Annotated in this window: 23 protein-coding genes; 15 read left to right on the top strand and 8 right to left on the bottom strand. The window is 64.4% G+C overall.

What is annotated here, in order from left to right:
• Positions 1-136: 136 nt before the first annotated feature.
• Complete coding sequence (locus RFN30_RS25420; protein ID WP_320264817.1) at positions 137-607, bottom strand: VOC family protein; 471 nt, start codon at positions 605-607, stop codon at positions 137-139.
• Positions 608-858: 251 nt separating this feature from the next.
• On the opposite strand from RFN30_RS25420, the gene ilvD reads away from it, so the two are divergent.
• Positions 859-2,703 (top strand): dihydroxy-acid dehydratase, encoded by a 1,845-nt coding sequence (gene ilvD, locus RFN30_RS25415; RefSeq protein WP_320264816.1) that lies wholly within the window; start codon positions 859-861, stop codon positions 2,701-2,703.
• A 194-nt stretch (positions 2,704-2,897) separates the two neighbouring features.
• On the opposite strand, the gene RFN30_RS25410 is transcribed toward ilvD, so the two are convergent.
• Entirely contained in the window at positions 2,898-4,652 is a 1,755-nt protein-coding gene (locus RFN30_RS25410; protein ID WP_320264815.1) for an ABC transporter ATP-binding protein, read from the bottom strand.
• A gap of 161 nt (positions 4,653-4,813) precedes the next feature.
• Between RFN30_RS25410 and RFN30_RS25405 the strand changes: the two genes are divergently transcribed.
• From RFN30_RS25405 to RFN30_RS25395, 3 genes are all read left to right on the top strand, one after another.
• Entirely contained in the window at positions 4,814-6,094 is a 1,281-nt protein-coding gene (locus tag RFN30_RS25405) for an amidohydrolase family protein (protein WP_320264814.1), read from the top strand.
• A gap of 416 nt (positions 6,095-6,510) precedes the next feature.
• On the top strand, positions 6,511-7,434 hold the full coding sequence (locus RFN30_RS25400; protein WP_320264813.1) for a DMT family transporter: 924 nt from the start codon (positions 6,511-6,513) through the stop codon (positions 7,432-7,434).
• A gap of 120 nt (positions 7,435-7,554) precedes the next feature.
• Positions 7,555-8,028 (top strand): DUF805 domain-containing protein, encoded by a 474-nt coding sequence (locus tag RFN30_RS25395; protein ID WP_320264897.1) that lies wholly within the window; start codon positions 7,555-7,557, stop codon positions 8,026-8,028.
• Between the two features lie 40 nt (positions 8,029-8,068).
• Here the strand turns inward: RFN30_RS25395 and RFN30_RS25390 are convergent, their stop codons facing one another.
• The gene (locus RFN30_RS25390) at positions 8,069-8,971 is read right to left on the bottom strand and encodes a phosphotransferase (protein ID WP_320264812.1); all 903 of its coding nucleotides are present in this window, start codon (positions 8,969-8,971) and stop codon (positions 8,069-8,071) included.
• Between the two features lie 98 nt (positions 8,972-9,069).
• On the opposite strand from RFN30_RS25390, the gene RFN30_RS25385 reads away from it, so the two are divergent.
• The gene (locus tag RFN30_RS25385) at positions 9,070-9,702 is read left to right on the top strand and encodes a class I SAM-dependent DNA methyltransferase (RefSeq protein WP_320264811.1); all 633 of its coding nucleotides are present in this window, start codon (positions 9,070-9,072) and stop codon (positions 9,700-9,702) included.
• A gap of 12 nt (positions 9,703-9,714) precedes the next feature.
• Here the strand turns inward: RFN30_RS25385 and RFN30_RS25380 are convergent, their stop codons facing one another.
• Together RFN30_RS25380 and RFN30_RS25375 are read right to left on the bottom strand one after the other, a co-directional pair.
• A complete protein-coding gene (locus RFN30_RS25380; RefSeq protein ID WP_320264810.1) occupies positions 9,715-12,156 on the bottom strand; it encodes a GcvT family protein in 2,442 nt (813 codons plus the stop codon).
• Positions 12,153-13,049 carry a phosphotransferase gene (locus RFN30_RS25375; protein ID WP_320264809.1) on the bottom strand — a complete coding sequence of 299 codons (897 nt, stop codon included), beginning with the start codon at positions 13,047-13,049 and terminating at the stop codon, positions 12,153-12,155. Before RFN30_RS25375 ends, RFN30_RS25380 begins: the two co-directional genes overlap by 4 nt.
• A gap of 399 nt (positions 13,050-13,448) precedes the next feature.
• Between RFN30_RS25375 and RFN30_RS25370 the strand changes: the two genes are divergently transcribed.
• The gene (locus RFN30_RS25370; RefSeq protein ID WP_320264808.1) at positions 13,449-14,213 is read left to right on the top strand and encodes a DeoR/GlpR family DNA-binding transcription regulator; all 765 of its coding nucleotides are present in this window, start codon (positions 13,449-13,451) and stop codon (positions 14,211-14,213) included.
• Positions 14,214-14,269: 56 nt separating this feature from the next.
• Here RFN30_RS25370 and RFN30_RS25365 read toward each other — a convergent pair whose 3' ends face one another.
• A complete protein-coding gene (locus RFN30_RS25365; protein ID WP_320264807.1) occupies positions 14,270-15,634 on the bottom strand; it encodes a sensor histidine kinase in 1,365 nt (454 codons plus the stop codon).
• Positions 15,631-16,305 (bottom strand): response regulator transcription factor, encoded by a 675-nt coding sequence (locus RFN30_RS25360; RefSeq protein ID WP_320264806.1) that lies wholly within the window; start codon positions 16,303-16,305, stop codon positions 15,631-15,633. Before RFN30_RS25360 ends, RFN30_RS25365 begins: the two co-directional genes overlap by 4 nt.
• Before the next feature lie 199 nt (positions 16,306-16,504).
• Here RFN30_RS25360 and RFN30_RS25355 point away from each other — a divergent pair, with 199 nt between their 5' ends.
• The 3 genes from RFN30_RS25355 (at position 16,505) to RFN30_RS25345 (ending at position 18,686) form a co-directional block, all read left to right on the top strand.
• Entirely contained in the window at positions 16,505-17,104 is a 600-nt protein-coding gene (locus RFN30_RS25355) for a class I SAM-dependent methyltransferase (protein ID WP_320264805.1), read from the top strand.
• Positions 17,101-17,712 (top strand): DedA family protein, encoded by a 612-nt coding sequence (locus RFN30_RS25350; RefSeq protein WP_320264804.1) that lies wholly within the window; start codon positions 17,101-17,103, stop codon positions 17,710-17,712. The genes RFN30_RS25355 and RFN30_RS25350 overlap by 4 nt, the downstream gene beginning before the upstream one ends.
• Before the next feature lie 68 nt (positions 17,713-17,780).
• The gene (locus RFN30_RS25345; protein ID WP_320264803.1) at positions 17,781-18,686 is read left to right on the top strand and encodes a LysR family transcriptional regulator; all 906 of its coding nucleotides are present in this window, start codon (positions 17,781-17,783) and stop codon (positions 18,684-18,686) included.
• 108 nt (positions 18,687-18,794) lie between these two features.
• Here the strand turns inward: RFN30_RS25345 and RFN30_RS25340 are convergent, their stop codons facing one another.
• Positions 18,795-19,277, bottom strand: a complete 483-nt coding sequence (locus RFN30_RS25340; protein ID WP_320264802.1) for a helix-turn-helix domain-containing protein — start codon at positions 19,275-19,277, stop codon at positions 18,795-18,797.
• Positions 19,278-19,352: 75 nt separating this feature from the next.
• Between RFN30_RS25340 and RFN30_RS25335 the strand changes: the two genes are divergently transcribed.
• The 6 genes from RFN30_RS25335 (at position 19,353) to RFN30_RS25310 (ending at position 26,025) form a co-directional block, all read left to right on the top strand.
• On the top strand, positions 19,353-20,198 hold the full coding sequence (locus tag RFN30_RS25335) for a class I SAM-dependent methyltransferase (RefSeq protein ID WP_320264801.1): 846 nt from the start codon (positions 19,353-19,355) through the stop codon (positions 20,196-20,198).
• 210 nt (positions 20,199-20,408) lie between these two features.
• The gene (locus tag RFN30_RS25330) at positions 20,409-21,563 is read left to right on the top strand and encodes an ABC transporter substrate-binding protein (RefSeq protein ID WP_320264800.1); all 1,155 of its coding nucleotides are present in this window, start codon (positions 20,409-20,411) and stop codon (positions 21,561-21,563) included.
• Positions 21,564-21,732: 169 nt separating this feature from the next.
• The gene (locus tag RFN30_RS25325; RefSeq protein WP_320264799.1) at positions 21,733-22,731 is read left to right on the top strand and encodes an ABC transporter ATP-binding protein; all 999 of its coding nucleotides are present in this window, start codon (positions 21,733-21,735) and stop codon (positions 22,729-22,731) included.
• A 14-nt stretch (positions 22,732-22,745) separates the two neighbouring features.
• Positions 22,746-23,696, top strand: a complete 951-nt coding sequence (locus RFN30_RS25320; protein WP_320264896.1) for an ABC transporter permease — start codon at positions 22,746-22,748, stop codon at positions 23,694-23,696.
• Positions 23,686-24,501, top strand: coding sequence for an ABC transporter permease (locus RFN30_RS25315; RefSeq protein ID WP_320264798.1), 816 nt, complete (start codon positions 23,686-23,688; stop codon positions 24,499-24,501). Before RFN30_RS25320 ends, RFN30_RS25315 begins: the two co-directional genes overlap by 11 nt.
• Before the next feature lie 96 nt (positions 24,502-24,597).
• Positions 24,598-26,025 carry a gamma-aminobutyraldehyde dehydrogenase gene (locus RFN30_RS25310; protein ID WP_320264797.1) on the top strand — a complete coding sequence of 476 codons (1,428 nt, stop codon included), beginning with the start codon at positions 24,598-24,600 and terminating at the stop codon, positions 26,023-26,025.
• Positions 26,026-26,047: the final 22 nt, after the last annotated feature.

Raw genomic sequence — 26,047 nt, 5'->3', positions numbered from 1 at the left:
GGGAGAAGGTGGATCGGCGCGGAGCGCCGAGACGGTTGAGGGGTGTTGGACGGATCGCCGTCATTGCCAAGCTGGAGCACCCCTCATCCGTCGCCTTCGGCGACACCTTCTCCCACAAGAGGAGAAGGGAAGGCGCTCAGCCCTGCGCCGCCGCCTCGAGCTTGTCGATCTCGATCTTGCCCATCTGCATCATCGCCTGCATGACGCGGCCGGCCTTCGCCCTGTCCGGGTTCTGAAGCAGGCGCGGCAGCTGTTCCGGCACGACCTGCCAGGAAACGCCGAACTTGTCCTTCAGCCAGCCGCAGGGGCCAGGCTCGCCGCCGCCTTCGGTGAGCCTGGTCCAGAAATGATCCACCTCTTCCTGCGTCTTGCAGTCGATCGACAGCGAGATCGCTTCGGTGAACTTGTATTGCGGCCCGCCGTTCAGTGCCTGGAACTGCACACCGTCGAGCTCGAACGAGGCGACCAGCACCTGGCCTTCCTGGGGATGGCCCTTGGGCCAGCGCGTGACACTCAGCACCTTCGAATTCTTGAAGATGGAGACGTAATGGTTCATGGCCTCCTCGGCCTGGCCGTCGAACCACAGGAAGGTGGTGATCTTCTGCATAGGTCTGCTCCTCGGACTTGTTCAGGTTCCATCTCAAACGGCGCGCGCACGATCTGGTGCCGTTTCCGTGCCGTCTGCCTCAAGGACGGATCGGCGATGCGCGATCCGACAGCGATTTCAAATTTTCCTGAAGAATCGTGGCGCAGCGCAAAACTGTGGCAAGGCCGGACCTTGGTCGCTATAAGGGCGCCGACTGAAATTGAGCGCCGCCGCGCCCACGCTTGGCGCGGCCAGCCAGCAAGGACAATCCGATGCCTGCCTATCGTTCCCGCACCACCACCCATGGCCGCAACATGGCCGGCGCCCGCGGCCTGTGGCGCGCCACCGGCATGAAGGATTCGGATTTCGGCAAGCCGATCATTGCGGTGGTCAATTCCTTCACCCAGTTCGTGCCGGGCCATGTGCATCTGAAGGATCTCGGCCAGCTCGTCGCGCGCGAGATCGAGAAGGCCGGCGGCGTCGCCAAGGAGTTCAACACCATCGCCGTCGATGACGGCATCGCCATGGGCCATGACGGCATGCTCTATTCGCTGCCGTCGCGCGAGCTGATCGCCGACTCCGTCGAATACATGGTCAACGCGCATTGCGCCGACGCCATGGTCTGCATCTCCAATTGCGACAAGATCACGCCCGGCATGCTGATGGCCTCGCTGCGCCTCAACATCCCCACCGTCTTCGTCTCCGGCGGTCCGATGGAAGCCGGCAAGGTGGTGCTGGCCGGCAAGGCGCAGGCGCTCGATCTCGTCGATGCCATGGTCGCCGCGGCCGACGACCGTGTTTCAGACGAAGACGTCAAGGTGATCGAGCGCTCGGCCTGCCCGACCTGCGGCTCGTGCTCGGGCATGTTCACCGCGAATTCGATGAACTGCCTGACCGAGGCGCTCGGCCTCTCGCTGCCCGGCAACGGCTCGACCTTGGCTACCCATGCCGACCGCAAGCGCCTGTTCGTCGAGGCCGGCCATCTGATCGTCGATCTCGCCCAGCGCTATTACGAGCAGGAGGACGAAAGCGCGCTGCCGCGCAGCATCGCTTCCAAGGGCGCCTTCGAGAACGCCATGGCGCTCGACATCGCCATGGGCGGCTCTACCAACACGGTGCTGCACATCCTCGCCGCCGCGCACGAGGGCGAGGTCGACTTCACCATGGAGGACATCGACCGGCTGTCGCGCAAGGTGCCGGTTCTCTGCAAAGTGGCGCCGGCCAAGGCCGACGTGCACATGGAGGATGTCCATCGCGCCGGCGGCATTATGGCGATCCTTGGCCAGCTCGACCAGGCCGGGCTGATCAACCGCGACCTGCCGACGGTGCATACCGCAACGCTTGGCGAAGCGCTCGACCATTGGGACATCGCCCGCACCTCGGCCGAGAACGTGCGCGAGTTCTTCCGCGCCGCCCCCGGCGGCGTGCCGACGCAGGTCGCCTTCAGCCAGGACCGCCGCTGGGACGAGCTCGACACGAACCGCGAGACAGGCGTCATCCGCTCGGCAAAGACGCCCTTCTCCAAGGACGGCGGCCTCGCCGTGCTGAAAGGCAATCTGGCGCTCGACGGCTGCATCGTGAAGACGGCCGGCGTCGACGAGTCGATCCTGAAGTTCACCGGCCCGGCCCGCGTCTTCGAAAGCCAGGACGCTTCCGTCAAGGCGATCCTCGGCAACGAGATCAAGGCGGGCGACATCGTCGTCATCCGCTACGAGGGACCGCGCGGCGGCCCCGGCATGCAGGAGATGCTTTATCCGACCAGCTACCTGAAATCGAAGGGCCTCGGCAAAGCCTGCGCGCTGATCACCGACGGCCGCTTCTCCGGCGGCACGTCCGGCCTGTCGATCGGCCATGTCTCGCCAGAAGCCGCCGAGGGCGGGCTGATCGGGCTGGTGCAGGAAGGCGATACGATCGAGATCGACATCCCCAACCGCAAGATCCATCTCGCCGTCAGCGAGGCCGAGCTCGACGCGCGCCGCAAGGCAATGGCGGCCAAGGGCGCGGACGCGTGGAAACCGACGGAGAAGCGCAAGCGCAAGGTGACGACAGCGCTGCGCGCCTATGCCGCTTTCGCCACCAGCGCCGACAAGGGCGCGGTGCGGAAAGTGCCGGAATAGGGAGCACTTCTCCTTCTCCCCTTGTGGGAGAAGGTGGCCGAGCGAAGCTCGGACGGATGAGGGGTGTTCCAGCTTGGCGACACCGCTCATCCAGTCAGAATTCGCCGGCGTCTCATTCCGTCCAGCACCCCTCAACCGTCTCGGCGCTACGCGCCGATCCACCTTCTCCCACAAGGGGAGAGGGAAGAGGGGCGCTACGGCATCAGCTGATATTCATAAAGCTTCTGGTAGAGCCCGCCCTGCTTGAGCAGCGTCTTGTGCGGGCCGCTTTCCTGCACCTTGCCGCTCTCCAGCACCACGATCGTGTCGGCCTGATGCACCGTCGATAGCCGGTGCGCGATGACGATCGTCGTGCGCCCGACGGTGAGCTGCTGCAGCGCGTCACGGAACAGCGCTTCCGACTCGGCGTCGAGCGCGCTGGTCGCCTCGTCCAGCAGCAGGATCTCGGCATTGCGCAGCATGGCGCGCGCGATCGAGATGCGCTGGCGCTGGCCGCCGGAGAGCAGCGAGCCGTTCTCGCCCACCTCCGTGTCGTAGCCCTTGGCCATGGCGCTGATGAAATCGTGCGCATTCGCTGCCTTGGCGGCGGCGATCACCTCGTCGTCGGTCGCGCTCTCACGACCGAGGCGGATGTTGTGCATGATCGTGCCGGCAAACAGGAACGTATCCTGACTGACATAGGCGATCTTCTGCCTGAGCGAGTCGAGCGTTGCGAAGGAGATGTCCTGTCCGTCGAACTCGACCTTGCCGCTCTGCGGATCGTACATGCGCATGATCAGGTTGAGGATCGTCGACTTGCCGCTGCCCGAAGGCCCGACCAGCGCCGTCATCTTTCCGGCCGCGAGCGTCAGGTTGAAGCCCTCGAACACCGGCGGGCTCTCCGGATAGGCGAAGCTGACATTGTCGAAGCGGATTTCGCCCGGCCCCGGCTGCAGCGGCTTGGCGCCGGGCTTTTCGGCGAGCGTCAGCGGCCGGTCGGCGAGCTGGAACATCATGCGCACGCCGACGATGCCGGTCTCCAGCGAAATGCGCACGCGCGCCAGGCGCTTTGCCGGCTCATAGGCGAGCAGCAACGCCGCGATGAAGGCCATGATGTTGCCCGGCATCTGGCCGCTTTCCAGCACCAGGAAACCGCTGACGAAGACGGCGCCGGCGATTGCCAGCCCGGCAAGCGTTTCCATCACCGGGCTGGTGGCGGCCTCAAGCGTGGCGATGTTGTTGGCGCGGTTCTCGACGTCCGAGACGGCCTTGTACATGCGCTTGCGCATCGCGCCTTCGAGATTGAAGGATTTGACGACGCGTACGCCTATTGCCGTTTCCTGCATGACATGCACGATCTGGCCGAGCGAGCGAAATTCCATCTGGGCGATTTTGCGCACGCGTTTCAGGATGCGGTTGACGCCATAGACCGCTACAGGCCCGACGACGAAGCAGATCAGGGACAGCGCCGGCTGCTGCCAGACCATCACCAGCACCAGCACCACGAGCGTCACCAGGTCGCGCACATAGGACGTGACGACGAGGTCGAGCACGCTGCGTGCGGCCTGTGCGTTGTTGGTCATGCGGGTGATCAGGTCGGACGACGAGGTCGAATGATAGAATTCGATGCCCTGCGCCAGGATCCGGTCGTAGATCTTGCGCTGCCGGTCGGCGATGATGGCGTTGCCGACCCTGCTCATGAAATAGGACTGGATGAAAGTTGCGAGGCCCTTGAGCAGAAAGATCGCGGCCACCCCTGCGGCAATCAGGTTGACGCGGTCGATCCTCTTGTAGACCACGAATTCGTTGGTGATCTCCTTCAGGATCCAGGCGCTGGCGCCCGTCATGGCGGCCACCACCAGCATCGACACCATGGCGGCGCCATAGCCGAATTTATGCTCCCGAAAGGATTCCCTCACCAGCCTTGCGACGAGGCGCTGGTTCTCCGTCGAGCGGAAGAAGCGAAACAAACGGCCTATCCCATGTCAATTTCGGATTCGCCACGAAGGCGAGAGGCGGCTTATAGAGCGAGTTGCCGCCGGAGGAAACCTTTCGCCGCCGGGAAAGAACCGGCTGCGGCAGACCATTTCGGTCACGATAAATGCTGATTCTGCAGAGGGAATGACGACAGATGGATTTCGACCTCATCGTGCGCGGTGGCACCTTGCCGGACGGACGGATTGCCGACATCGGCGTTACGGGCGAGACAATAGCGGCGATCGAGCCGGAGCTGCGGGGCCCGGCCCGGAGCGAGGTCGACGCGCGCGGCAACCTCGTCTCGCCGCCGTTCGTCGATCCGCACTTCCATATGGACGCCACGCTCTCCTACGGCATTCCGCGCATCAACGCTTCCGGAACGCTGCTCGAAGGCATTGCGCTCTGGGGCGAGTTGAAGCCGCTGTTGACGCATGAGGCCGTGCGCGACCGCGCGCTCGCCTATTGCGATTGGGCGGTATCGATGGGCCTGCTTGCCATCCGCACCCATGTCGATGTCTGCGACGACCGGCTGCTCGCCGTGGAGGCGCTGCTCGACGTCAAGAAGACCGTCGCGCCCTATATCGACCTGCAGCTGGTCGCCTTTCCGCAGGACGGGTTCTATCGCTCGCCCACGGCGCGCGAGAATACGATCCGCGCGTTGGACATGGGCGTCGACATCGTCGGCGGCATTCCGCATTTCGAGCGCACCATGGCCGACGGCACGCGCTCGGTGACGGAGCTTTGCGAGATCGCCGCCGGGCGCGGCCTGATGGTCGACATGCATTGCGACGAGACCGACGACCCGCTGTCGCGCCACATCGAGCAGCTTGCCTATGAAACGCAGCGCCTCGGGCTGCAGGGCAGGGTGGCCGGCTCGCATCTCACCTCCATGCATTCCATGGACAATTACTACGTCTCGAAGCTCCTGCCGCTGATCGCCGAGGCCGGCGTCTCGGCGATCCCCAATCCGCTGATCAACATCATGCTGCAGGGACGCCACGACACCTTCCCCAAACGTCGCGGCCTGACCCGGGTCAAGGAGATGCTGGCGCTCGGCATCCGCGTCGGCTGGGGCCAGGATTGCGTGCTCGATCCGTGGTATTCATTGGGCACCGCCGACATGCTCGACGTCGCCTTCATGGGGCTCCATGTAGCCCAGATGTCGAGCCCGGCCGACATGGCGCGCTGCTTCGACATGGTCACCAACGTCAACGCCGCCATCATGGGCCTCGACCATCTCGGGCTTGCCGTCGGCAAGCGCGCCAGCCTCGTCGTGCTCGATGCCGGCAACCCGATCGAGGCTGTGCGCCTGCGCCCCGAGCGCCTTTGCGTCATCGCGAGAGGCAAGGTGGTCGCTGAACGGACGAAGCAGGAAACGCGGCTGTCGATCGCCGGCCGCCCGGCGCAGGTCAACCGGCGGCATAAAACAGCGTAGGTCTCTGGCGTCTCGGTTTGACCGGTCGCGTGCGCGGACGGACAGCGCGCTTCGGCCAATCTCCAAAGTCCGCGATTTGCTTCGTTTGGGACAAAGCATCATGAACGGTTCGCGATTGGCCGGAACGCTCGTCACTTCGTCATCCTATGGCGAAGCAAGGAGCGAAGCGACGCGGCGCAGACCATAGGATCCATGCCATTACTTATGAGAGTTGCGGCGGTTCAGAACGTCCTCTGTTCTGCACCGCCTTCACTCGTCGCGCGAGGTCACGGCATGGATCCTCGGGTCTGCGCGTCCGCTTCGCTCCCGCTCCGCCCGTGGGGATGACGAAGTCCGGCGCTGCCGCCTACCTCGTTTCCCTCGCTGGTCTTACGGATTTCGCTCGTCAAACCTGCGGCTTGCAGCTAGGGAGCCGCATGGTTCAGACCATCGCCCGCAATTTTACGATCCGGAACGTCCTGCTCGCCGGCATCCTCTTGATGCTGGCCGGCGACTTCATGTTCGCGTTGAACGACGCGATGGGCAAATGGCTGGTCGCCTCCTTCTCGGTCGGCCAGGTGGTGCTGATCCGCTCCATCGGCGCCTTCTTGGTGCTTGGACCGATGATCGCCAACCAGGGCGCGGGCAAGCTCTTCCGGATGGAAAGGCCGACATTGCAGTTCCTGCGCGTCGTCGCGACCACGCTCGATACCGGGCTGTTCTACGCCGCCGTCGTCTATCTACCGCTCGCCGACGTCATGAGTTTCTACATGGCCGGACCGATCTATGTCGCCGCGCTCTCGCATCTGTTGCTCGGCGAAAAGGTCGGCTGGCGCCGCTGGCTGGCGATCCTGGTCGGCTTCTGCGGCGTGCTGATCATCCTGAAGCCCTCGTCGGCGGCGTTCTCGCTGTCGTCGACCTATGCGCTGATCGGCAGCGTCGCCTTCGGCTTCGCCATCATCCTCGGCCGGCGTTTGCGTGGAACGAGTGACACGACTTTAGTCACCTGGCAGACCATCGGCACGCTGATTGTCGGCGGTGTGCTCACCGTTGGCGCCTGGCGCACGCCGTCCGCGCTCGATTTCGGCGCCATGCTTTTGCTCGGCGTCGTCTCCTGCGCCGCCCATCTGATGATCACTCGAGCGCTGAAGCTGGCGCCGGCCTCGACGCTGGCGCCGCTGCATTACAGCCTGCTTCTGTGGGCCATTGTCTTCGGCCTGGTTTTCTTCGGCGATATGCCGAGCCCGCGCATCCTGGCCGGCTCGGCGATCGTCGTGCTCGCCGGCATCTTCATCTTCCACCGTCAGAAGGTGGTGGAAACCGTGGTGCCGCCGGAGAACGTGCCGAAGGGCGTGAACTAAGCAGTCCAACGAAAGTATTTTACGGGGCAAATTGCCTGCCCGAGTGCAATCTGCGATTGATTCTTGGCGAGGCAGACAGGATATTAGTTGCCTGGAAAACCGGGGTTACAGGGGGGAATGATGGGTAGTTTCTCCATATGGCACTGGCTCATAATTCTGGTCCTTATCGCCTTGCCATTGGTGTTTGTCTTAAGAGCAGCGCCGGCTGGAGCCAATCGTTTTGGAGACACACCGCCTTCGATGAATCTTGGTGAGGCTGTCTCAAGTTTCTTCAAGAACTATGCAAATTTTTCCGGCAGAGCCAGTCGGTCGGAGTTCTGGTACACCTACCTCTTCATTTTCATCGTCGGCGTCATCATGATCGTGGTTGATGCCGTTGCAGGAAATGAGATTGTCTCATCGATCTGGAATCTTGCCATCCTTGTGCCGACGCTTGCCATGACCACCCGCCGGCTGCATGACATCAACAGAAGCGGCTGGCATCAACTTCTTGCAGGGTTGTTCCCAGTCGGTACCATCGCCCTGCTTATTTGGTATTGCAGAAAGTCTGACGATACCGGCTCGCTGAATGAGATACAGCGAGTTTTCACCTAGGATCGCTGGAACTCTGAAAGCGACCTCATATGGAATTGCTCTAACCCAGCCGCGCGGCCGCCAGATGGCGTGAGAATTCCTTTGTCTCCATCAGCGCCTTGCAGCGGGCGAAGCGGCCGTCGGCATAGGCGCGGAAATCGTCGACCGGATTGTTGTTGGCGAGCTGGATCAGCCCCCAAAGCGTCCAGAGCAGGTCGCACATGGCCTTGTAGATGACGACGCGGCCGCGCTCGGCCGGCCTTGCCTCGCCGCCGAAATAGGCGCGCATCAGCGCCTCATCCTGGTTGGCGTCGAACTTACCCTCGACCGAGAGGTCGCCGAGGTCCCAGAGCGGATCGTTCATGCCGGAATATTCCCAGTCGACGATCCACATCCGCTCGCCGGTATCGAGGAAGTTCTCGCAGAGCGGATCGCAGTGGCAGGCGGCAAGTTGGATCGGGTGCGTCGCCAATGCTTCGCGCACGCTGCCAGCCTCGCGCACCACGTCGTGATAGCCCGGCGGCAGCGCGACAATCTTGGTCGACAGCACCTTCAGATAGTCGTCGATCATCGCGAACAACTCGAAGCGGAACGGAAAGACCGCGTTCGACGAATGCAGTTTTCGGAAGGCCTCGCCCGCGCGGGCCGGGCTCCCCTGGCGCGTTTTGAACTTCTCCGGCGACATCGTCTCGGCGCCGGCGATGAAGCGCGTCGCCATCAAGCCCGATGCCGGATCGGAATAGAGCACCTCGGGGCTGACTCCGGCCTTCGCCGCCTCATGCGCCGCCACCGCCTCGTTGGCGCGGTTGATGTATTCCTCCGTGCCCTTGCCGGGAATGCGCAGGCAGACTTCGCCGGCTCTGTAAACACGGTTGGTAAGGCCGCCCAGCCGCTCCAGCGGGCCCTCGTACCCGGCAAGCACCGGAATGGCGGTCAGCGCCGCGCGCGCCTCGTCCATCGTCATCCCCCTTTACCATCACGCCATGTTTAATGAGTGGAACGGTTCCACAGTTTTTGCCGCTTGGCTACCATGGCGGACGCGAATCGGCGGCGGGAGCGGCAATGACGGACGGCAAGCACAACAGCGCGCTGGGCGCGGCTTACGCCGCAACAAGGCCCGAGGAAGTCGCTGCGATCTATGACAGTTGGTCCGAGACCTATGACGCGGACATGTCGGCGGCGGGCTATCGCCACCCGACGATCTGCCTGGCGCTGCTTGCCCGCCATCTGCCGCGCGGCGCCGAACCTTTGCTCGACGCCGGCGCCGGCACCGGTCTGATCGGGGAATGGCTGGCCATCACCGGCTACCCAAAAGTCGAGGCGCTCGACATCTCGCAAGGCATGCTGGACAAGGCCGGGGCGAAGGGCGTCTACACGGCCCTGCATCGCCTGGCGCTCGGCGGTGACTTGCCCTTCGCCGACGGCGCCTATGCCGGCATCGTCTCCGCTGGTGTCTTCACCTCTGGCCATGTCGGGATCGAGGGCCTGGACGAGTTGATCCGGATCTGCCGCCCGGGCGGCATCATCGTGCTGACGGTGAAGAACACGCTGTGGCAGGCCGGCTTTGCCGAGCGTATCGCCGAGCTGGAAGCGCAAGGCGCCATAACCCGCGTCGAGGAGACAAAGCCGTACGCCTCGATGCCCGGCGAGGCCGACACGGTGCCGAGCAGGGGCCTCGTCCTGCGCGTCGGCTGACGGCTTTCCTGGCTAGGCTTTTATCTTCGTTCCCGCCGGGTCGTACATCGGCTCGAGATGGATTCTTGCCGGCGTGCGCTCCATCGCCACCACCAGTTCGTAGTCCCCTGAGGCCAGGAAATCGTCGCTGACGCCGTCGGCGTTGCGCACATAGCCATAGCCGATGTTCTTGCCCAGCGTGTAGCCATAGCCGCCGCTGGTGAGATAGCCGACTGGCTCGCCGTTGCGCAGGATCGTCTCGCGACCGAGCAGCACGATTGCAGGATCGTCGACCGTGAAGCCGGCAAAGCGCTTTGCCAGCGGCTTGCCTGCCGCCGTCTCCAGCGCCCGCCGTCCGACGAAATCGGTATTCTTCCGGAGCTTCACCGCCCAGCCGAGACCCGCTTCCTGAGGCGTGTCGTTCGGCGTGATGTCGGAGCCCCAGGCGCGGTAGCCCTTTTCCAGCCGGAGCGATTCCAGCGCCCGGTAGCCGACGGGACGGATGTCATGTTTCTTTCCTGCCGTCATCAGCGCGTCGAAGATTTCGCCCGTGGCGGCGATCGGCACATGCAATTCCCAGCCGAGCTCGCCGACATAGGTGACGCGCAGCGCCCGCACGGTGTGGCCGGCAATCTCGATTTCGCGCGCGTGTCCGAATGGGAAGGCGGCGTTGGAGACATCGGCGTCCGTAACGGCCGAAAGCACATCCCGGGCGCACGGCCCCATCAGCGACAGCGTGCCGAAATCCTCGGTGACATCTTTCAGCGTCGCATCGAGCCCTTGGCCGATATGGTCGCCGATCCACGACAGGTCATGGGTGCGGAAACCCGTCCCAGTGACGACGTAGAACCTGTCCTCGCCGAGCCTCGATACGGTGAGGTCCGCCTCGATGCCGCCGCGCGTGTTGAGAAGCTGCGTGTAGGTCAGCCGGCCGACCGGCTTATTGATGTCGTTGGCGCAGATAAAGTCGAGCGCCTTCAGCGCATCGGCGCCCGTCATCTCATATTTGGCGAAGGAGGACTGGTCGAATATGCCGACCTTCTCGCGCACATGCCGGTGCTCGTCGCCGACCGGCCCGAACCAGTTCTGCCGCCCCATCGAATAGATGTCTTCAGGCTCGACGCTGCCGGGCGCGAACCAGTTCGGCCGCTCCCAGCCGAGCTTTGAGCCGAACACCGCGCGATGCGTCTTCAGCCGCTCGTAGAGCGGCGAGACGATGCGCGGCCGTCCAGACAGATATTCCTCATGCGGGAAACCGATCGTGTAGTGTTTGCCATAGGCCTCCAGCGTGCGGTCGCACACCCAGTCGCGGTCGCGGTGCAGGCCGGAAAAACGCCTGATGTCGACCACCCAAAGGTCGAGCGGCGCCTCGCCGTCGACCACCCATTGCGCCAGCACCCAGCCGGCGCCGCCGCCCGACGCGATGCCGAAGGCGTTGAACCCGGCGCCGACGAACATGTTGGCGCATTCGGGCGCGACGCCCAGGATGAAATTGCCGTCCGGCGTGAAGCTCTCCGGCCCGTTGATCATCTGCTTCACGCCGGCGTTAGCGAGTGCCGGCACGCGCTCGATCGCCTGGGCCATATGCTGTTCGAAATGGTCGTAATCGTCGTCGAACAGGCGGAACTCCCAGTCGTTGGGAACGTCGCCCGTCGTCCAGGGCTGCGGGTTCGGCTCGTAGCCGCCCATCACCAGCCCGCCGACCTCCTCCTTGAAATAGGTGCGGCGGTCGGGGTCGCGGATCGTCGGCGCGTCGTTGGCGAGCCCCTCGATCTTCTCGGTGATGATATACTGGTGCTTGACCGGTTGCAGCGGCACGTTGATGCCGGCCATCGCGCCAACCTGCCTCGCCCACTGTCCGGCACAGTTCACCACTTTCTCGCAGGCGATGTCGCCCTTGTCGGTCTTCACCGCGACGATGCGGCCGTCCTTCATCTCGAAGCCGGTGACGCGCACGTCCTCGAGCAGTTTTGCGCCATGCATGCGCGCGCCCTTGGCAAGCGACTGCGTGATGTCGGAAGGGCTTGCCTGGCCGTCGGTCGGCAGCCAGGAGGCGCCGACAAGGTCGCTTGTGTCCATCAGCGGCCACATGCGCTTCACCTCGGCCGGCGACAACAGCTGCATGTCCATGCCGAAGCTCTTGGCGGTGGTCGCCAGCCGCTTGAACTCGGTCCAGCGGTCGGCATTCGTCGCCAGCCGCAAACAGCCGGTCATCTTCCAGCCGGTTGCCAGGCCGGTTTCGGCTTCGAGCCCCTTGTACAGCTCGACCGAATATTTGAGCACGCGCGTGATCGAGGCCGACGATCGCAACTGCCCGACCAGGCCGGCCGCGTGCCAGGTCGAGCCCGAGGTCAGCTTGCCCTGTTCGAGCAGCACCACGTCGGCCTTGTGGTCGCGCGCCAGATGATAGGCGGTCGAGCAGCCCATGATGCCGCCGCCGATGACGACGATCCCGGCATGGCTGGGCAGGGTCATGGCTTTGTCCCGTATTTCGTCCGGTAGTTTTCCAGTGCCGCGTCGAGCCGCACGAGATTCTCCTCGGTGTAGGCGACGTAGTCGATGCCGGGAGCGTCGAGATAGAGCTCGGAGACCATGCTCCACATCGCCTCGCGCAGCAGCGAGGCGCATTGCATGGCCGCATGCGACCGGCGGATCTCGCTGTCAGGCTCCTTCATGAAATAGGCGGTGAGGAAGGCGAAGGACTCGTCGTCGCTCATGCCGGCATTGGAGGCCGCGCCCGCGAGATCGAACATGGCCGTGTTGAAGCCGGCATATTCGAAATCGATCAGCCACAGCCTTTTACCGTCATCGAGGATGTTCGCCGGCAAAAGATCGTTATGGCCGAAGACGATCGGCAAGAGCTTCTGCGCCCGTTCGAGCTCGTCCGCCAGCTGGAGATAACGCGGCAGCTGGTCCTTCTTGCGGCTGCCGCCTTCGTCCAGCGTGCGGGCGTAGTCGCGGATGACGTGGAACACCCAGAACATGAAGCCGGCGCCGGAGACATGGTTCGGCATCTCGCGGTGGAAGCCGCGCAGCAGCGCCGCAACGCGGCCGAGATCGGCGCGCACATCCTCGGCGAGGAAGGTCCTGGCGCCGAGAAACTCGGTCACCAGAATTCCGGGCTCTGCGTAATGCACGGCCGGCGCGAAGCCGGCCGCATGCGCCGCCCGCGCCGTCATCACCTCGCGCTCGCGAAAGACATGATGGAACGGGAAATCCTGGCCGAAACGCACGACATGCCGTCCGGCGGCGTCAGTGACGACATAGTTGGCATTGCTGAGGCCGCCCGGCAGAGGCTCGATCTCGACGCTGCCGGTCCAGCAGGGCAGGGCGCGGATGCGGTCTTCGACGATTTCGGGGGCGCTCACGGGTTCGTTCCTGCTTCAGCCGGCTTTTCACAATGCGCCGGTTTCGGGCAAAGCGGTGAGAGAGAACAACAAAGCCTCGTCGGTGCGAGACGCCGGGATCGATATCCCGCACCGCACCGACGAGCCCCTTGGCCAGGTTCAGGATCCCGGCATCCGCCCCCGCGGATTCGAAAATAACGCGCGTCAGGCACGCTCCAGAAAATCTGGTCGGTCGATTGCGGCTCTGCCATCACCCTCCCGTGGCAGTTCCGAGCCTGTCACCCATCAATCTCACGCCAGGGTGATGTTGCTGTCAATGAAAAGCTGTGACCTTTTTTGGGTGTTTTGCCCGAAAATATAAGCAATTCCTTTAAAAGCGTTAGGAATGCCTTAGAATCGGTCAAAATCCCGGACATTCACATGATCCATTCGAAACGGCATGGCGAGATCCTGCGGCTCCTCAACGAGGAGGGCACCGTAACCATCGCCAGCCTGGCCGAGCGGCTGGGCGTGTCGCTGGAAACGGTGCGGCGAGACGTCAAACCGCTGACCGATGGCGGGGCGTTGCTCAAGATGCATGGCGCCGTCAGCCTGCCGTCGATGACGGGCGAGGCCCCGTTCGAGCGCCGCATGCGCGAAAATGCCGAGGCAAAGCGCCTGATTGCCCGCATGGTCGCGGCCACCATCCGCGACGGCGAGTCGATCATGCTCGACACCGGCACCACCACGTCCTTCCTGGCGCGCGAGCTGCTCGGCCATCGCCGTCTGACGGTGGTCACCAATTCGTCCGACATCGCCCGCACGCTGGCGACCGTGAACGGCAACAAGGTCTATATGGCCGGCGGCGAGCTGCGCAGCGATTCGGGCGCGGCCTTCGGCGTCACGGCGATCGATTTTGTCAGCCGCTTCTCCGTCGACCACGCCGTGATCTCCATTGGCGCGGTCGATGCCGTCGCCGGCCTTACCGACTACGAGCTCGCGGAGGCGGAATTCGCCCGCATGGTGCTGTCGCGCGGCCAGCGCTCGCTGGTCGTCACCGACCACACCAAGTTCGGCCGGCAGGGGCTGGTTCAGGTCTGCGGCTTCGACGGTTTTTCCGAGCTTGCCACCGACCAGCCGCCGCCGCGCGACATCGCCGCCGCGCTCAGCCAGGCTGGCGCGCGGCTCAGCATCGCGGCGGCCTAAGCGGTTCTAGGAAAAGTGTGCAACGGCTTTGCGTCCGGAATTACGCCGGCCGCGTCTCAGCCGCTCGGCATGGCCGGAAAGATCATCCTGAAACAGGCGCCGCGTGCGCTGCCGTCGAGCACCTCGACTTTGCCGCCATGCAGCTGCATCAGGTCCCGGACCAGGTTCAGGCCGAGCCCGGCGCCGTGGTCCTGCGGCCGCAGTCGGTAGAACGGCTCGAAGATCCGCTCACGCTCGGACGGCGGGACGCCGTCGCCTTCGTCCAGCACCTCGATCACCGCGGGCGAACGGACGCTGACGGTGATCCGGCCGGTCTTGCCGCCATGGTCGATGGCGTTCTGGACGAGGTTGGTCACGGCGCGCTCGATCGCCGTGCGGTCGCCGCGCACGGCGAGCTTCTCCTTCGCTGGATCGAATGACATTTCGTAGCCGGCCGCGAACGCCATCGGCGCCAGGTCGACCACCACATTGCGCGCCACCACAACCAGGTCGACCGGGCCGAAATGTTCGGCCTGGCGGTCGAGGCGCTGCAGATCGAGCAGCTGGTCGGCAAGCGCCGACAGACGTGCTGCGTCCTGCAACAGCCGCGCCCGCTCAGGCGTCGCGGGCAGCGAGGCAAGCCGCGTGTTCAAAATGGCGACGGGCGTTCGCAGCTCATGCGCGGCGTCGGTCAGGAAGCGCTTGTGACGTTCATAGCCGGCGTCGAGACGCGACAGCGCTGCGTTGACCGCCTTCACCAGCGGTGTGACCTCTTTCGGCACGCCCTCAAGGGGCAGTTGCACCCCGCGCTTGTCGATGTCGATCTGCTCGGCCGCGGCGGCCGCATTGCCGAGGCCAGAAAGCGCGCCGCGCACCACCCAGGGGGTCACGAACAGCGTTGCCAGCGCCATCAGACCCGCCAGCGGCAATATCCCCCACAGAAACAGGTTGGGCGCCTGTCCAAGCACGCGGAGCAGCGAAAGCTCGCCCTTCGTGCCGCTCATGATCTGGACATTGCCGGCCGCCGTGTCCGTCCACCGGATCTTGCCGCCGGGCGGCGAGGCCTCGCCGATGGCCAAGTCGATACGGGCGTCGCTGATATTGTCCAGCAAAGCGACAAAGGGTTGGTAGGGGGCGGGCACGGCGCCCTCCTGAAGCCGATGTCCTTGCCTGTCGCGGATGATGAACCAGAGGTCGGGAACATTCGTCCGCAACCTGGCGAGATTGGACGTGTCCCTGAGCATCAGCGCTCCGGTGGCATCGCGCGTCAGCGCATCGGTCAACACGTCCATCGTGCCGTCTTCGTAATCGTTCGGGACGATGCCGGTGGCGAGCATGGCGCCGAGAGTGCCGACGATGATCAGCGTCAGCATCACGCATTGCAGGATCGCGATGCGCAGCACCAGGCTCCATTTCAGCGAGCGCGGCCGGCTGAGGTTCATGTGATCTCGCGCAGCAGATAGCCGACGCCGCGTATGCCGTTGATGACGACTCCGCCATCGGCATCGGTCAGCTTGTGTCGCAGGCGCGAGACATGGGTGTCGAGCGCGTTGGACTGGATCTCGTCGTCGAGCCCGAACACCGCTTCCATCAAGGCCTCGCGCTGCACCATGCGCCCCGTTCGGCGCATCAGCGCCTCCAGCACCAGCAGTTCCCGGCGCGGCAGGGCGAGCGGCTCGCCGCGTATCGAGACCTCCCGGTGGCCGACGTCGAGCGAAAGGTGGCCGGCGCGGATCGTCTGTGTCTCGATCGCCTGCGGCCGCCTGAGCAGCGCCCGCAGCCGCGCCAGCAATTCCTCGAAGGCGAACGGCTTTGCCAGATAGTCGTCGGCGCCCATGTCGAGCCCATCGACCTTGTCGGCGGTGTCGCCTCTCGCCGTCAGCATCAGCACAGGTGTGGTGTTCCTGGTCTTGCGCAGGCGCGGCACCAGCGTCAGGCCGTCGCCGTCCGGCAGTTGCCGGTCGAGCAGGATGATGTCGTAGCTGTCGGCGGCGACAAAGCCGTCCGCCTCCAGCAGCGAAGCCGCATGGTCGACCACCATGTCATGCCGCCTCAGCGCCGCGCGCAGCGCCGAAACCATTTCCGGCTCGTCCTCGACCAGCAGGATTCGCATCCGCCACCTCTTACAGTCTCTTGCCGGCCCGCTATCGCGCCAAGATTGCGTAAACATGGCGCCAATCGGCGCCGTTGGCCGGCGGCGCTTTCTTTCGCGAAGCCCCGCTACACGCAATGTCCATGCAATCCGGCGGCCGCAAACAGCGCCTCGTCGAATGCCGGGCAAGCGAATCGCCCGCATAAGCAACGAGGTCAATATGCCTGCAAATGACGCTTTGTCTTTCTTTATGGCGTGGACTCTGGCGCCATTCCGGATCGGCTCGGTCACGCCGTCCAGCCCCAGCCTCGCCGCGCTGATCACGCGCGAGATCGGTCCCGAGACCGGCCCGGTACTGGAGCTTGGGCCCGGCACCGGTCCGTTCACGCGTGCGCTGCTGGAGCGCGGCGTTCAGGAACGCGACCTGACGCTGGTCGAGGCCGATCCGGATTTCGCTTCCTTGCTGACGCGCCGTTTCCCGGCGGCGCGCGTCGTTGAAATGGATGCGGCGGGCCTGCGCCATCTATCGCTTTTCGATGGCCCGCACGCCGGCGCCGCCGTCAGCGGATTGCCGTTCCGGCTGATATCGCCGCGCAAATCATCCGCGATTCTGGAAGGCGTCTTTGCCAATCTTCGGCCGGGTGCAGCACTTTACCAGTTTACCTTCGGCCGTCGCTGCCCCTTCGACCAGACGGTCCTCGACAGGCTCGACCTCGAAGCGGTCCGCATCGGCAGCACCTTCCGCAACTTCCCGCCGGCGACCGTCTACCGCGTGTCCAGGATCAAGAACCTCAGCACCTACGACTGGCGCTTCTCATGACCGATCCCTTGTCGGCGATGCTGGGGCTTGGGCTATTCGGCATCGCCTGCCTTGCCTTCACCGAAAAGATCCTGCCCGCGCCGCCGTCGCATGTGCTGCTGCTGTTCCTCGGCATGACGAGGTCGCCCGACCTTGCAACGCTCTGCGTTCTGCTGGCGGCGACGACGTTCGGATCCACAACGGGTTGCCTGTTCTGGTACGCGATGGGGCGCAGGCTGGGACCTGCGCGCGCCGACGCGCTGGTCGGCCGTTTCGGCAGATACATATTTCTGCGTCACGCCACCTATGCCGGCTTCGCTCGAGCCTACCGCCGCAATCACGTCAGGGCCTCGCTCGTCGCCCAGTTCGTCCCCACGGTGCGCAACTATCTGCCCATCCTGGCCGGTGCATTGCGCCTGCCGGTCTTGCCGTTTGCCCTTGCCACGCTGTTTGGCGCAACTCTGTGGAACACCGGATTTCTGATCGCGGGCTATTCGATGCGCGGCAGCGGTCATGATCTCCTTGTCGTCGCCTTTCGCATCATCGTCGTCCTCCTGGAAATGACGGCTCTGCTTGCGCTGCGCTACCGGCGCCTTTGGTGGCCGCGTCTCGGTCCGGCGCGAGGTTAGTCCCGGACAGCGTTGGACAAGGGCGCGACCGGCTTTCCTTCCTGGCCGCGCCGGTGTTTAGTCCGGCCATGGCCTTCACTATCCGCCAGCTTCAGTTCTTCGTCGCCGTTGCCGAGCACGGCACGGTGTCGGGTGCCGCGCAGAACCTCTCCATCTCGCAGTCCTCGGTCACCGAGGCGATCAAGGAGCTTGAGAGCGATCTCGGCGTCGAACTGTTCGAGCGTCATCCGCGCGGCCTGAACATCACCCACAAGGGTCACCAATTCCTACGCCACGCGACCAAGATCCTGGCCGATGTCTCCGACGCGCGCCGCGCCTTCCTCGGCGACCAGATGACTGCCGGCGGGCGGCTGCAGCTCGGTGTCACCTCTCTCGTTGCCGGCTACGTGCTCTCCGACCTGCTGGCGCGCTACCGCCGTGCCTATCCGAGCGTCGAAGTCTCAGCCATCGAGGACAATGGCGACTATCTCGAGCACCTTCTGGTCGGCGGCAAGCTCGATATCGCCGTCATGGTCACCTCGAATTTGCGCGACCGCACCGCGCTGCAATCCGAAATCCTCGAAGTCTCGGCCTATCGGCTCTGGCTACCGCTCAGCCACAAGCTCGCCAGCGCCGATATCATCTCGATCGGCGACATCGCCTCCGAGCCGCTGATCATGCTCACCGTCGACGAGATCGAGGAGAACACCGGCAAGCTGCTGTCGGCGATCGGCGCGAGACCGCATGTCGCCTTCCGCACCCGCTCCGTCGAGGCCGTGCGCAGCCTCGTCGCCACCGGCGCCGGCGTGGCGCTCCTGCCCGACCTCGTCTACCGTCCCTGGTCGCTGGAGGGCGACCGCATCGAATCCCGCGATATCTCCGGCTCGCTTCCGGTCGTTCAGGTCGGCATGGTCTGGCGCCGCGGTTCCGGCCTGCCGCAAGCCGCCCGCGACTTCATCGGCCTCGCCCAATCGCAGCGCATGGTGCGCCGCTAGAGCAATTCCAGGAAAAGTGTGTAACGGTTTTCCGTCCGGAATTGCGTAAAAACAAATAGTTAGAGCAGTTCAGCGTTTCCGTGAAACGTTGAACGGCTCTAGTGTCGCCTACGCCAGGTCGACGTCGCCAGTCTTGCGCTTGCCCCTTGTTGCGGAAACCGCCTCCGCCTTGAACGGGCCGATCGGAGCAACCTCGAAGCGGCCGGCGCCGGCCAGCCTGACGGCGCGCCGGAACGTCGGACACTCCATCGGCCGGACGGCCGGACATCGGGCGGCGTGACGCAAAGCCTCTCGGATCGCGGTCAGGCGCTGGATAGTGCGGTCCAGTTCGTTCGCTTTGGCATCCAGGCGCCCTCGATCCATTTTCGGCAGACCGTCGGGCGTCAGCATTAAGGAAATCTCGTCCAGTGCGAATCCGCCTGCGCGTCCGAGCGCGATCAAGGCGAGCCGTTCCAGGACGGCCGGGTCGAACAAGCGGCGCAGGCCGCGACGGCCGATCGAGGCGATGAGGCCCTTCCCCTCGTAGTAACGAAGTGTCGAGGCGGGCACGCCGGCGCGGCGCGACACTTCAGCAATGTCCATGTCTTTCATACTTGACCTCAAGTCGGCTTGAACTCGTAGAGTGCTCGCGACGATCGGCGAGAGCAACAGAAAGTGAGGTCCGTTATGCCGCAATCCGCGCAGCCAAACATGCAGCAAGCCGCTCTCTGGAACGACGTCAGCGGAAAGGCCTGGGTCCAGATGCAGCCGATCCTCGACGGGGTGCTGGCGCCGTTCGAGCGCCTGGTCGTGGACGCCGGCTATCCCGGGGAAGGGGGCAATGTCCTGGATATCGGCTGCGGCGCCGGTGCCACGACCTTGGCGATGGCGCGCCGCGTCGGCAACGACGGACGCTGTGTCGGGCTCGACATCTCGCGGCCGCTTGTCGCCCTGGCGACGGAGCGCGCGCGGGCGGAACAGGTGGCAAATGCAAGTTTTGAAGTGGGGGATGCCCAGGCATATGCGTTCGAATCCGGGCGCTTCGACGCTGTTGTCTCGCGCTTTGGTGTCATGTTCTTCGATGATCCCGTGGCCGCGTTCACCAACATAAGAAAGGCCGCAAGGCGCGGTGGCAAACTCGCCTTTGTCGCTTGGCGCAGTCCGGCCGAGAATGATTTCATGACGACCGCTGCGCGAGCGGCCGCGCCTTTCCTGCCGCCCGCACCCGGGCCTGACCCCGAGGCGCCGGGGCAGTTTGCCTTTGCCGACGGCGCCAAAGTGAAGCGGATCCTTGAAGCGAGCGGCTGGTCGTCAATCAAAGTCGAACAGGCGGACGTCCTGTGTCAGATCGCCGAAGGCGATCTGATGACGTATGCCACCCGGCTAGGACCGGTCGGCGCTGCGCTGCGCGAGGTAGACCAGGCAACGGCCGAAAAAATCACCGCGGTCTTGCCTGCTGCATTCGCGCCTTTCGTGGAGGACGGTAGGGCTCGCTTCAATGCCGCCTGCTGGCTGGCGACGGCGGCGGCTTGATCGTGTCTGGTTATCGGAAAATCCGATATCGCCTTTCTGATAAATGAATTTGCGAAACCGGAATTTTCACAGCACCTTTCTCCCAGGGAACAAAGCCGCTCGGGAGCGCGGCTGTCGGGGCGCTGAGAGTTCCGGCGTTCAGGTTTGCGCATGATCCTTTCCGAAAACCGGACCGGTTTCGGGGTCATGCGCCAAAATGGGAGATCGATGATGAATGCATTCCTGAAGTCATGCACGGCGTTGACGGTTGCGCTGACCTTCTCGGGTCAGGCGATCGCCCAGGTCAAGGAGCTCGGCAAGGGCGAGGGCGAGCTCAATATCGTCGCCTGGCCGGGCTACATCGAGCGCGGCGAGACCGACAAGAACTATGACTGGGTGACCGCCTTCGAGAAGGAGACCGGCTGCAAGGTCAACGTCAAGACCGCCAACACGTCGGACGAGATGGTCTCGCTCATGAACGAAGGCGGCTTCGACCTGGTGACGGCTTCGGGTGATGCTTCGCTGCGCCTCGTCGCCGGCAAGCGCGTGCAGCCGATCAACACCGATCTCATCAAGAGCTGGAAGACGGTGGACGACCGCCTGAAGGACGCGCCCTGGTTCACCGTCGACAAGGTGCATTACGGCGTTCCCTACCAGTGGGGCCCGAACATCCTGATGTACAACACCGACGTCTTCAAGGAAGCGCCCAAGAGCTGGAACGTCGTTTTCGAGGAGATGAAGCTGCCCGACGGCAAGTCGAACAAGGGCCGCGTTCAGGCCTATGACGGTCCGATCCACATTGCGGACGCCGCCAACTACCTGATGTTCCACAAGCCGGAACTGGGCATCAAGGATCCCTATGAGCTCAACGAAGACCAGTACAAGGCGGCGCTCGAGCTGCTGCGCACGCAGCGCACGCTGGTCGGCCGCTACTGGCATGACGCTGCGATCCAGGTGGACGACTTCCAGAACGAAGGCGTGGTCGCCTCCGGCTCATGGCCTTATCAGGTGAACACGCTGGTCGCCGCCAAGAAGCCGGTCGCCTCGACCGTGCCGGAAGAGGGCGTCACCGGCTGGGCCGACACGACCATGATGGAAGCCGACGCTGCCCATCCGAACTGCGCATACATGTGGCTCGAGCATTCGCTTTCGCCCAAGGTCCAGGGCGACGTCTCGTCCTGGTTCGGCTCGCTGCCGGTCGTGCCGGCCGCCTGCAAGGGCAATGAATTGCTCGGCGGCGAGGGCTGCAAGACCAACGGCTACGACAATTTCGAGAAGATCAAGTTCTGGAAGACCCCGGTCTCGAAATGCGCCAGCCAGAACGACCAGTGCGTGCCCTACTACCGTTGGGTGTCGGATTATATCGGCGTTATCGGCGGGCGGTGATCGTTCTTAACCTCCCCTTTGTGGGGAGGGTCGACGCTTGAGCGTCGGTGGGGGTTGCGGATAGGTTTTCGCCATCACCCCCACCCACGGCTTCGCCACGACCTCCCCACGAGGGGGAGGGAGGGCGCCGTGCGACTTCTTAGACCCGGCAACTGAACTGACAGGGCCCATGACCTCCGCCGTTTCCTTCAAACAAGTCTCGCGCCATTTCGGCAGCGTGCGCGCCGTCGACGCGGTCGATCTCGAGATCGCGCCTGGCGAGTTCTTCGCCATGCTCGGGCCGTCCGGTTCCGGCAAGACGACCTGTCTCAGGCTGATCGCCGGCTTCGAGCAGCCGACCGCAGGCTCGATCTCGATTTTCGGCGAACGCGCCGAGGGCGTTCCGCCCTATCGCCGCAACGTCAACACCGTCTTCCAGGACTATGCGCTGTTCCCGCATTTGAACGTGCTCGACAACGTCGCCTACGGCCTGATGGTCAAGGGCGTCGGCAAGGCCGAGCGGCTGAAGGCGGCGGAAGAGGCGCTCTCGCTGGTGCGGCTGCCGGGCTATGGCGCCCGCCGCCCCGGCCAGCTTTCCGGCGGCCAGCGCCAGCGCGTCGCGCTCGCCCGCGCGCTGGTCAACCAGCCCAAGGTGCTGTTGCTCGACGAGCCGCTCGGCGCGCTCGACCTCAAGCTGCGCGAAAACATGCAGGAAGAATTGAAGTCGTTGCAGAAGGTGCTCGGCATCACCTTCGTCTTCGTCACCCACGACCAGGGCGAGGCGCTGTCGATGGCCGACCGCGTCGCCGTCTTCAACGACGGCAGGATCATGCAGGTCGGCACGCCCGAGGACATCTACCAGCGGCCGAGGACGCGCTTCGTCGCCGATTTCGTCGGCTCCTCCAACGTGCTGCCGCCGGATTTCGTCCAGCGCTATTCCGGCCAGCATCGCTGGGGCAGTCTCCGGCCTGAATCCATCCGCGTCTCAATCGCGACGAGCGGCGACGGCGTTGCCGCGCGCCTGGTCGGCACCAACTATCTCGGCGCCACCACAAGGCTGGCGCTCGACGCCAATGGGCTGAGGCTGCATGCCATGGTGCCGGCCGGCACGGCGCTCCCCGCCGAGGGCGAGGCTGTCATGCTCACCTTCAACCGCGAGCACCTGCATCTGATGGACGAGACGGCATGAGCCTCGACGCCGCCATGCCGCGTGCCACCGCCCCCGCCATCCTGCCGGGCAGCGGCGGCCTGCGAGGCACGTTCTCCGACCTCTTCTGGCGCCGGCCGAAACTCCTGTTGCTGCTGATGCTGCTGCCACCGGTGCTGTGGCTGGGCATCGTCTATATCGGCTCGCTCTTCGCGCTGCTTTTGCAGAGCTTCTTCTCGATCGACGAATTCTCCGGCCTCATCAATCGCGAGTTCACGCTGAAGACCTATGGCGACCTGTTCCAGGCCGCCAATCTCGACATCATCCTGCGCACGGTGACGATGGCGGCGCTCGTCACGCTCGCTTCCGCGGTCATCGCCTTCCCCATCGCCTATTACGCGGCGCGTTATGCGCGCGGCCGCTGGAAGGCGCTGTTCTATCTCGGCGTCATGCTGCCGCTGTGGTCGAGCTATCTGGTCAAGGTCTATGCCTGGAAGCTGATCCTCGCCAAGGAAGGCATCCTCACCTGGCTGTTTGGCAAGCTCGGCCTGCTTTGGATGCTCGACGGCTGGCTGTCACTGCCGATCGTCGGCGGCAACTCGCTGTCGGTGTCCTTCACCGGCACCTTCATCGTCTTCGTCTATGTCTGGCTGCCCTTCATGATCCTGCCCGTGCAGGCGGCGCTAGAGCGCGTGCCCGGCAATCTGGTCGAGGCCTCGTCCGATCTCGGCGCCTCGCCCGGCCAGACCTTCCGCAACGTGCTCTTCCCGCTGGCCCTACCCGGCATCGTCGCCGGCTCGATCTTCACCTTCTCGCTGACGCTCGGCGACTACATCATCCCGCAGATCATCGGCACCTCGCGGCTCTTCATCGGCCAGGCCGTCTATTCGCAGCAGGGTACCGCCGGCAACATCCCCTTGGCCGCCGCCTTCACCGTGGTGCCCATCGTCATCATGGGTTTCTATCTCTGGGGCGCCAAGCGCATGGGGGCTTTCGATGCGCTCTGATCGTGGCCAGTCCGCTCCGCTCGGCCTGAAGATCGCCGCCGCCTGCGGCCTGCTTTTCCTGCACCTGCCGATCCTTTTGATCTTCGTCTACGCCTTCACCACCGAGGAGAAGAGCTTCGTCTGGCCGCCGCCGGGGCTGACCACGCAATGGTTCGCCGTGACCTGGAACCGGCCTGATGTGTGGGAGGCGCTGTCGCTGTCGATCCGCGTCGCCGCCATCTCGACGGCGATCGCGCTGGTGTTGGGCACGCTCTGCGCCGCGGCGGTCTCACAGACGCGCTTCTTCGGCCGCGAAACCATCTCACTGCTGGTCATCCTGCCGATCGCGCTGCCCGGCATCATCACCGGCATCGCGTTGCGCTCGGCTTTCGCGCTCGCCGACATCCCGTTCTCGTTCTGGACGATCGTGCTCGGCCACGCCACCTTCTGCGTGGTCGTCGTCTACAACAACGCCGTCGCCCGCTTCCGCCGCACCTCGGGCTCGATGATCGAGGCCTCGATGGATCTCGGCGCCGACGGCTTCCAGACGTTTAGGCATGTCGTGCTGCCAAACATCGCAACCGCGCTGCTTGCCGGCGGCATGCTCGCCTTCGCGCTGTCCTTCGACGAGGTCATCGTCACCACATTCACCGCCGGCCAGCAGCAGACCGTGCCGATCTGGATGCTCGAGGAGCTGATCCGCCCGCGCCAGCGTCCGGTCACCAATGTCGTTGCCATGGTGGTCGTGCTGGTAACGCTGCTGCCGATCCTCTTTGCCTACTACCTGACCCGCGATGGCGACCAGATCGCCGGGAGTGGAAAATGAAACAGCGAATAGGGAGTAGCCAATAGCGAATAGGCGACATCTACGGTCAAACCCTACTCGCTACTCGCTATTCGCTACTGATCGAGGAGAAACCCCATGGACACCCAGATGCTCATCGGCTCGAAATTCGAGAAGGGCACCGAAACCGAGGAGCCGATCCTCAATCCGAAGACCGGGGCGACCATCCTCAATCTGCCTGAAGCGAGCCCGGCGCAGATCGAGGCTGCTGTTACTGCCGCCGAACAAGCGTTCGTCAGTTGGTCGCGCACGACGCCGGCGCAGCGCTCCGGCTATCTCTTGAAGATCGCCGACCGCATTGAGGCGGAAGCGAAGGAGTTTGCCGCGCTCGAGGCGCTGAATTGCGGCAAGCCGATCAATGCCGTACTTAATGACGAGATCCCGGCGATCGTCGACTGCTATCGCTTCTTCGCCGGCGCGGTGCGCTCCATGCCCGGCCAGGTCGCCGGCGAATATCTGCCCGGCCACACCTCAATGGTCCGGCGCGATCCGATCGGCATCGTCGCCTCAATCGCGCCCTGGAACTATCCGCTGATGATGATGGCCTGGAAGCTGGCGCCGGCGATCGGCGGCGGCAACACCGTCGTCTTCAAGCCGTCGGAACAGACGCCGCTGACGACGCTGAAGCTGGCGAAGATACTGGCAGAAATCCTGCCCGAGGGCGTCGTCAACGTCGTGCTCGGCCGCGGCGACAGCGTCGGCAACACGCTGATCAATCATCCGAAGGTCAACATGATCTCGATCACCGGTGACGTCGCCACCGGCAAGAAGGTGCTGCAGGCGGCCGCCAAGTCGGTCAAGCGCACGCATCTCGAGCTCGGCGGCAAGGCGCCGGTCATCGTCTTCGACGATGCCGACCTCGGCGCCGTGGTCAACGGCCTGCGCGCCTTCGGCTATTACAATGCCGGCCAGGACTGCACCGCCGCCTGCCGCATCTATGCCGGCAGGAAGATCTACGACAAGCTGGTCGCCGACCTCTCCTCGGCGGTCTCGACCATCAAGTACAATTTGCCCGACGACACCGACAACGAGATCGGGCCGCTGATCTCGCGCCGCCAGCGCGACCGCGTGTCGAGCTTCGTCGAGCGCGCTTCGGAATTGAAGCACATCGAGATCACCACCGGCGGCAAGCCGGGCGATGGCTCCGGCTTCTACTACCAGCCGACGGTCGTCGCCGGCGCGCTGCAGGAAGACGAGATCGTGCGCCGCGAGGTCTTCGGCCCGGTCGTCTCCATCACCCGCTTCTCGGAGGTCGACGAAGCCGTGAACTGGGCGAACGACAGCGACTACGGTCTCGCCTCGTCGGTTTGGACCAAGGACATCTCGCGCGCCATGGCAACGGCCGCTCGCCTGCAATACGGCTGCACCTGGATCAACACCCACTTCATGCTGACCAACGAGATGCCGCATGGCGGCCTCAAGCAGTCCGGCTACGGCAAGGACATGTCGCTCTACGCGTTGGAGGATTACACCGCCGTTCGCCACGTGATGGTGGCGCACGGCTAGCGCTTTTACCTCTCCCCTTGTG

The sequence above is a fragment of the Mesorhizobium dulcispinae genome (assembly GCF_033977345.1).
Classification (GTDB): domain Bacteria; phylum Pseudomonadota; class Alphaproteobacteria; order Rhizobiales; family Rhizobiaceae; genus Mesorhizobium; species Mesorhizobium dulcispinae.
The sequence above is the reverse complement of the archived record's forward strand: the minus strand, read 5'-3'. Positions and strand labels throughout refer to the sequence as shown.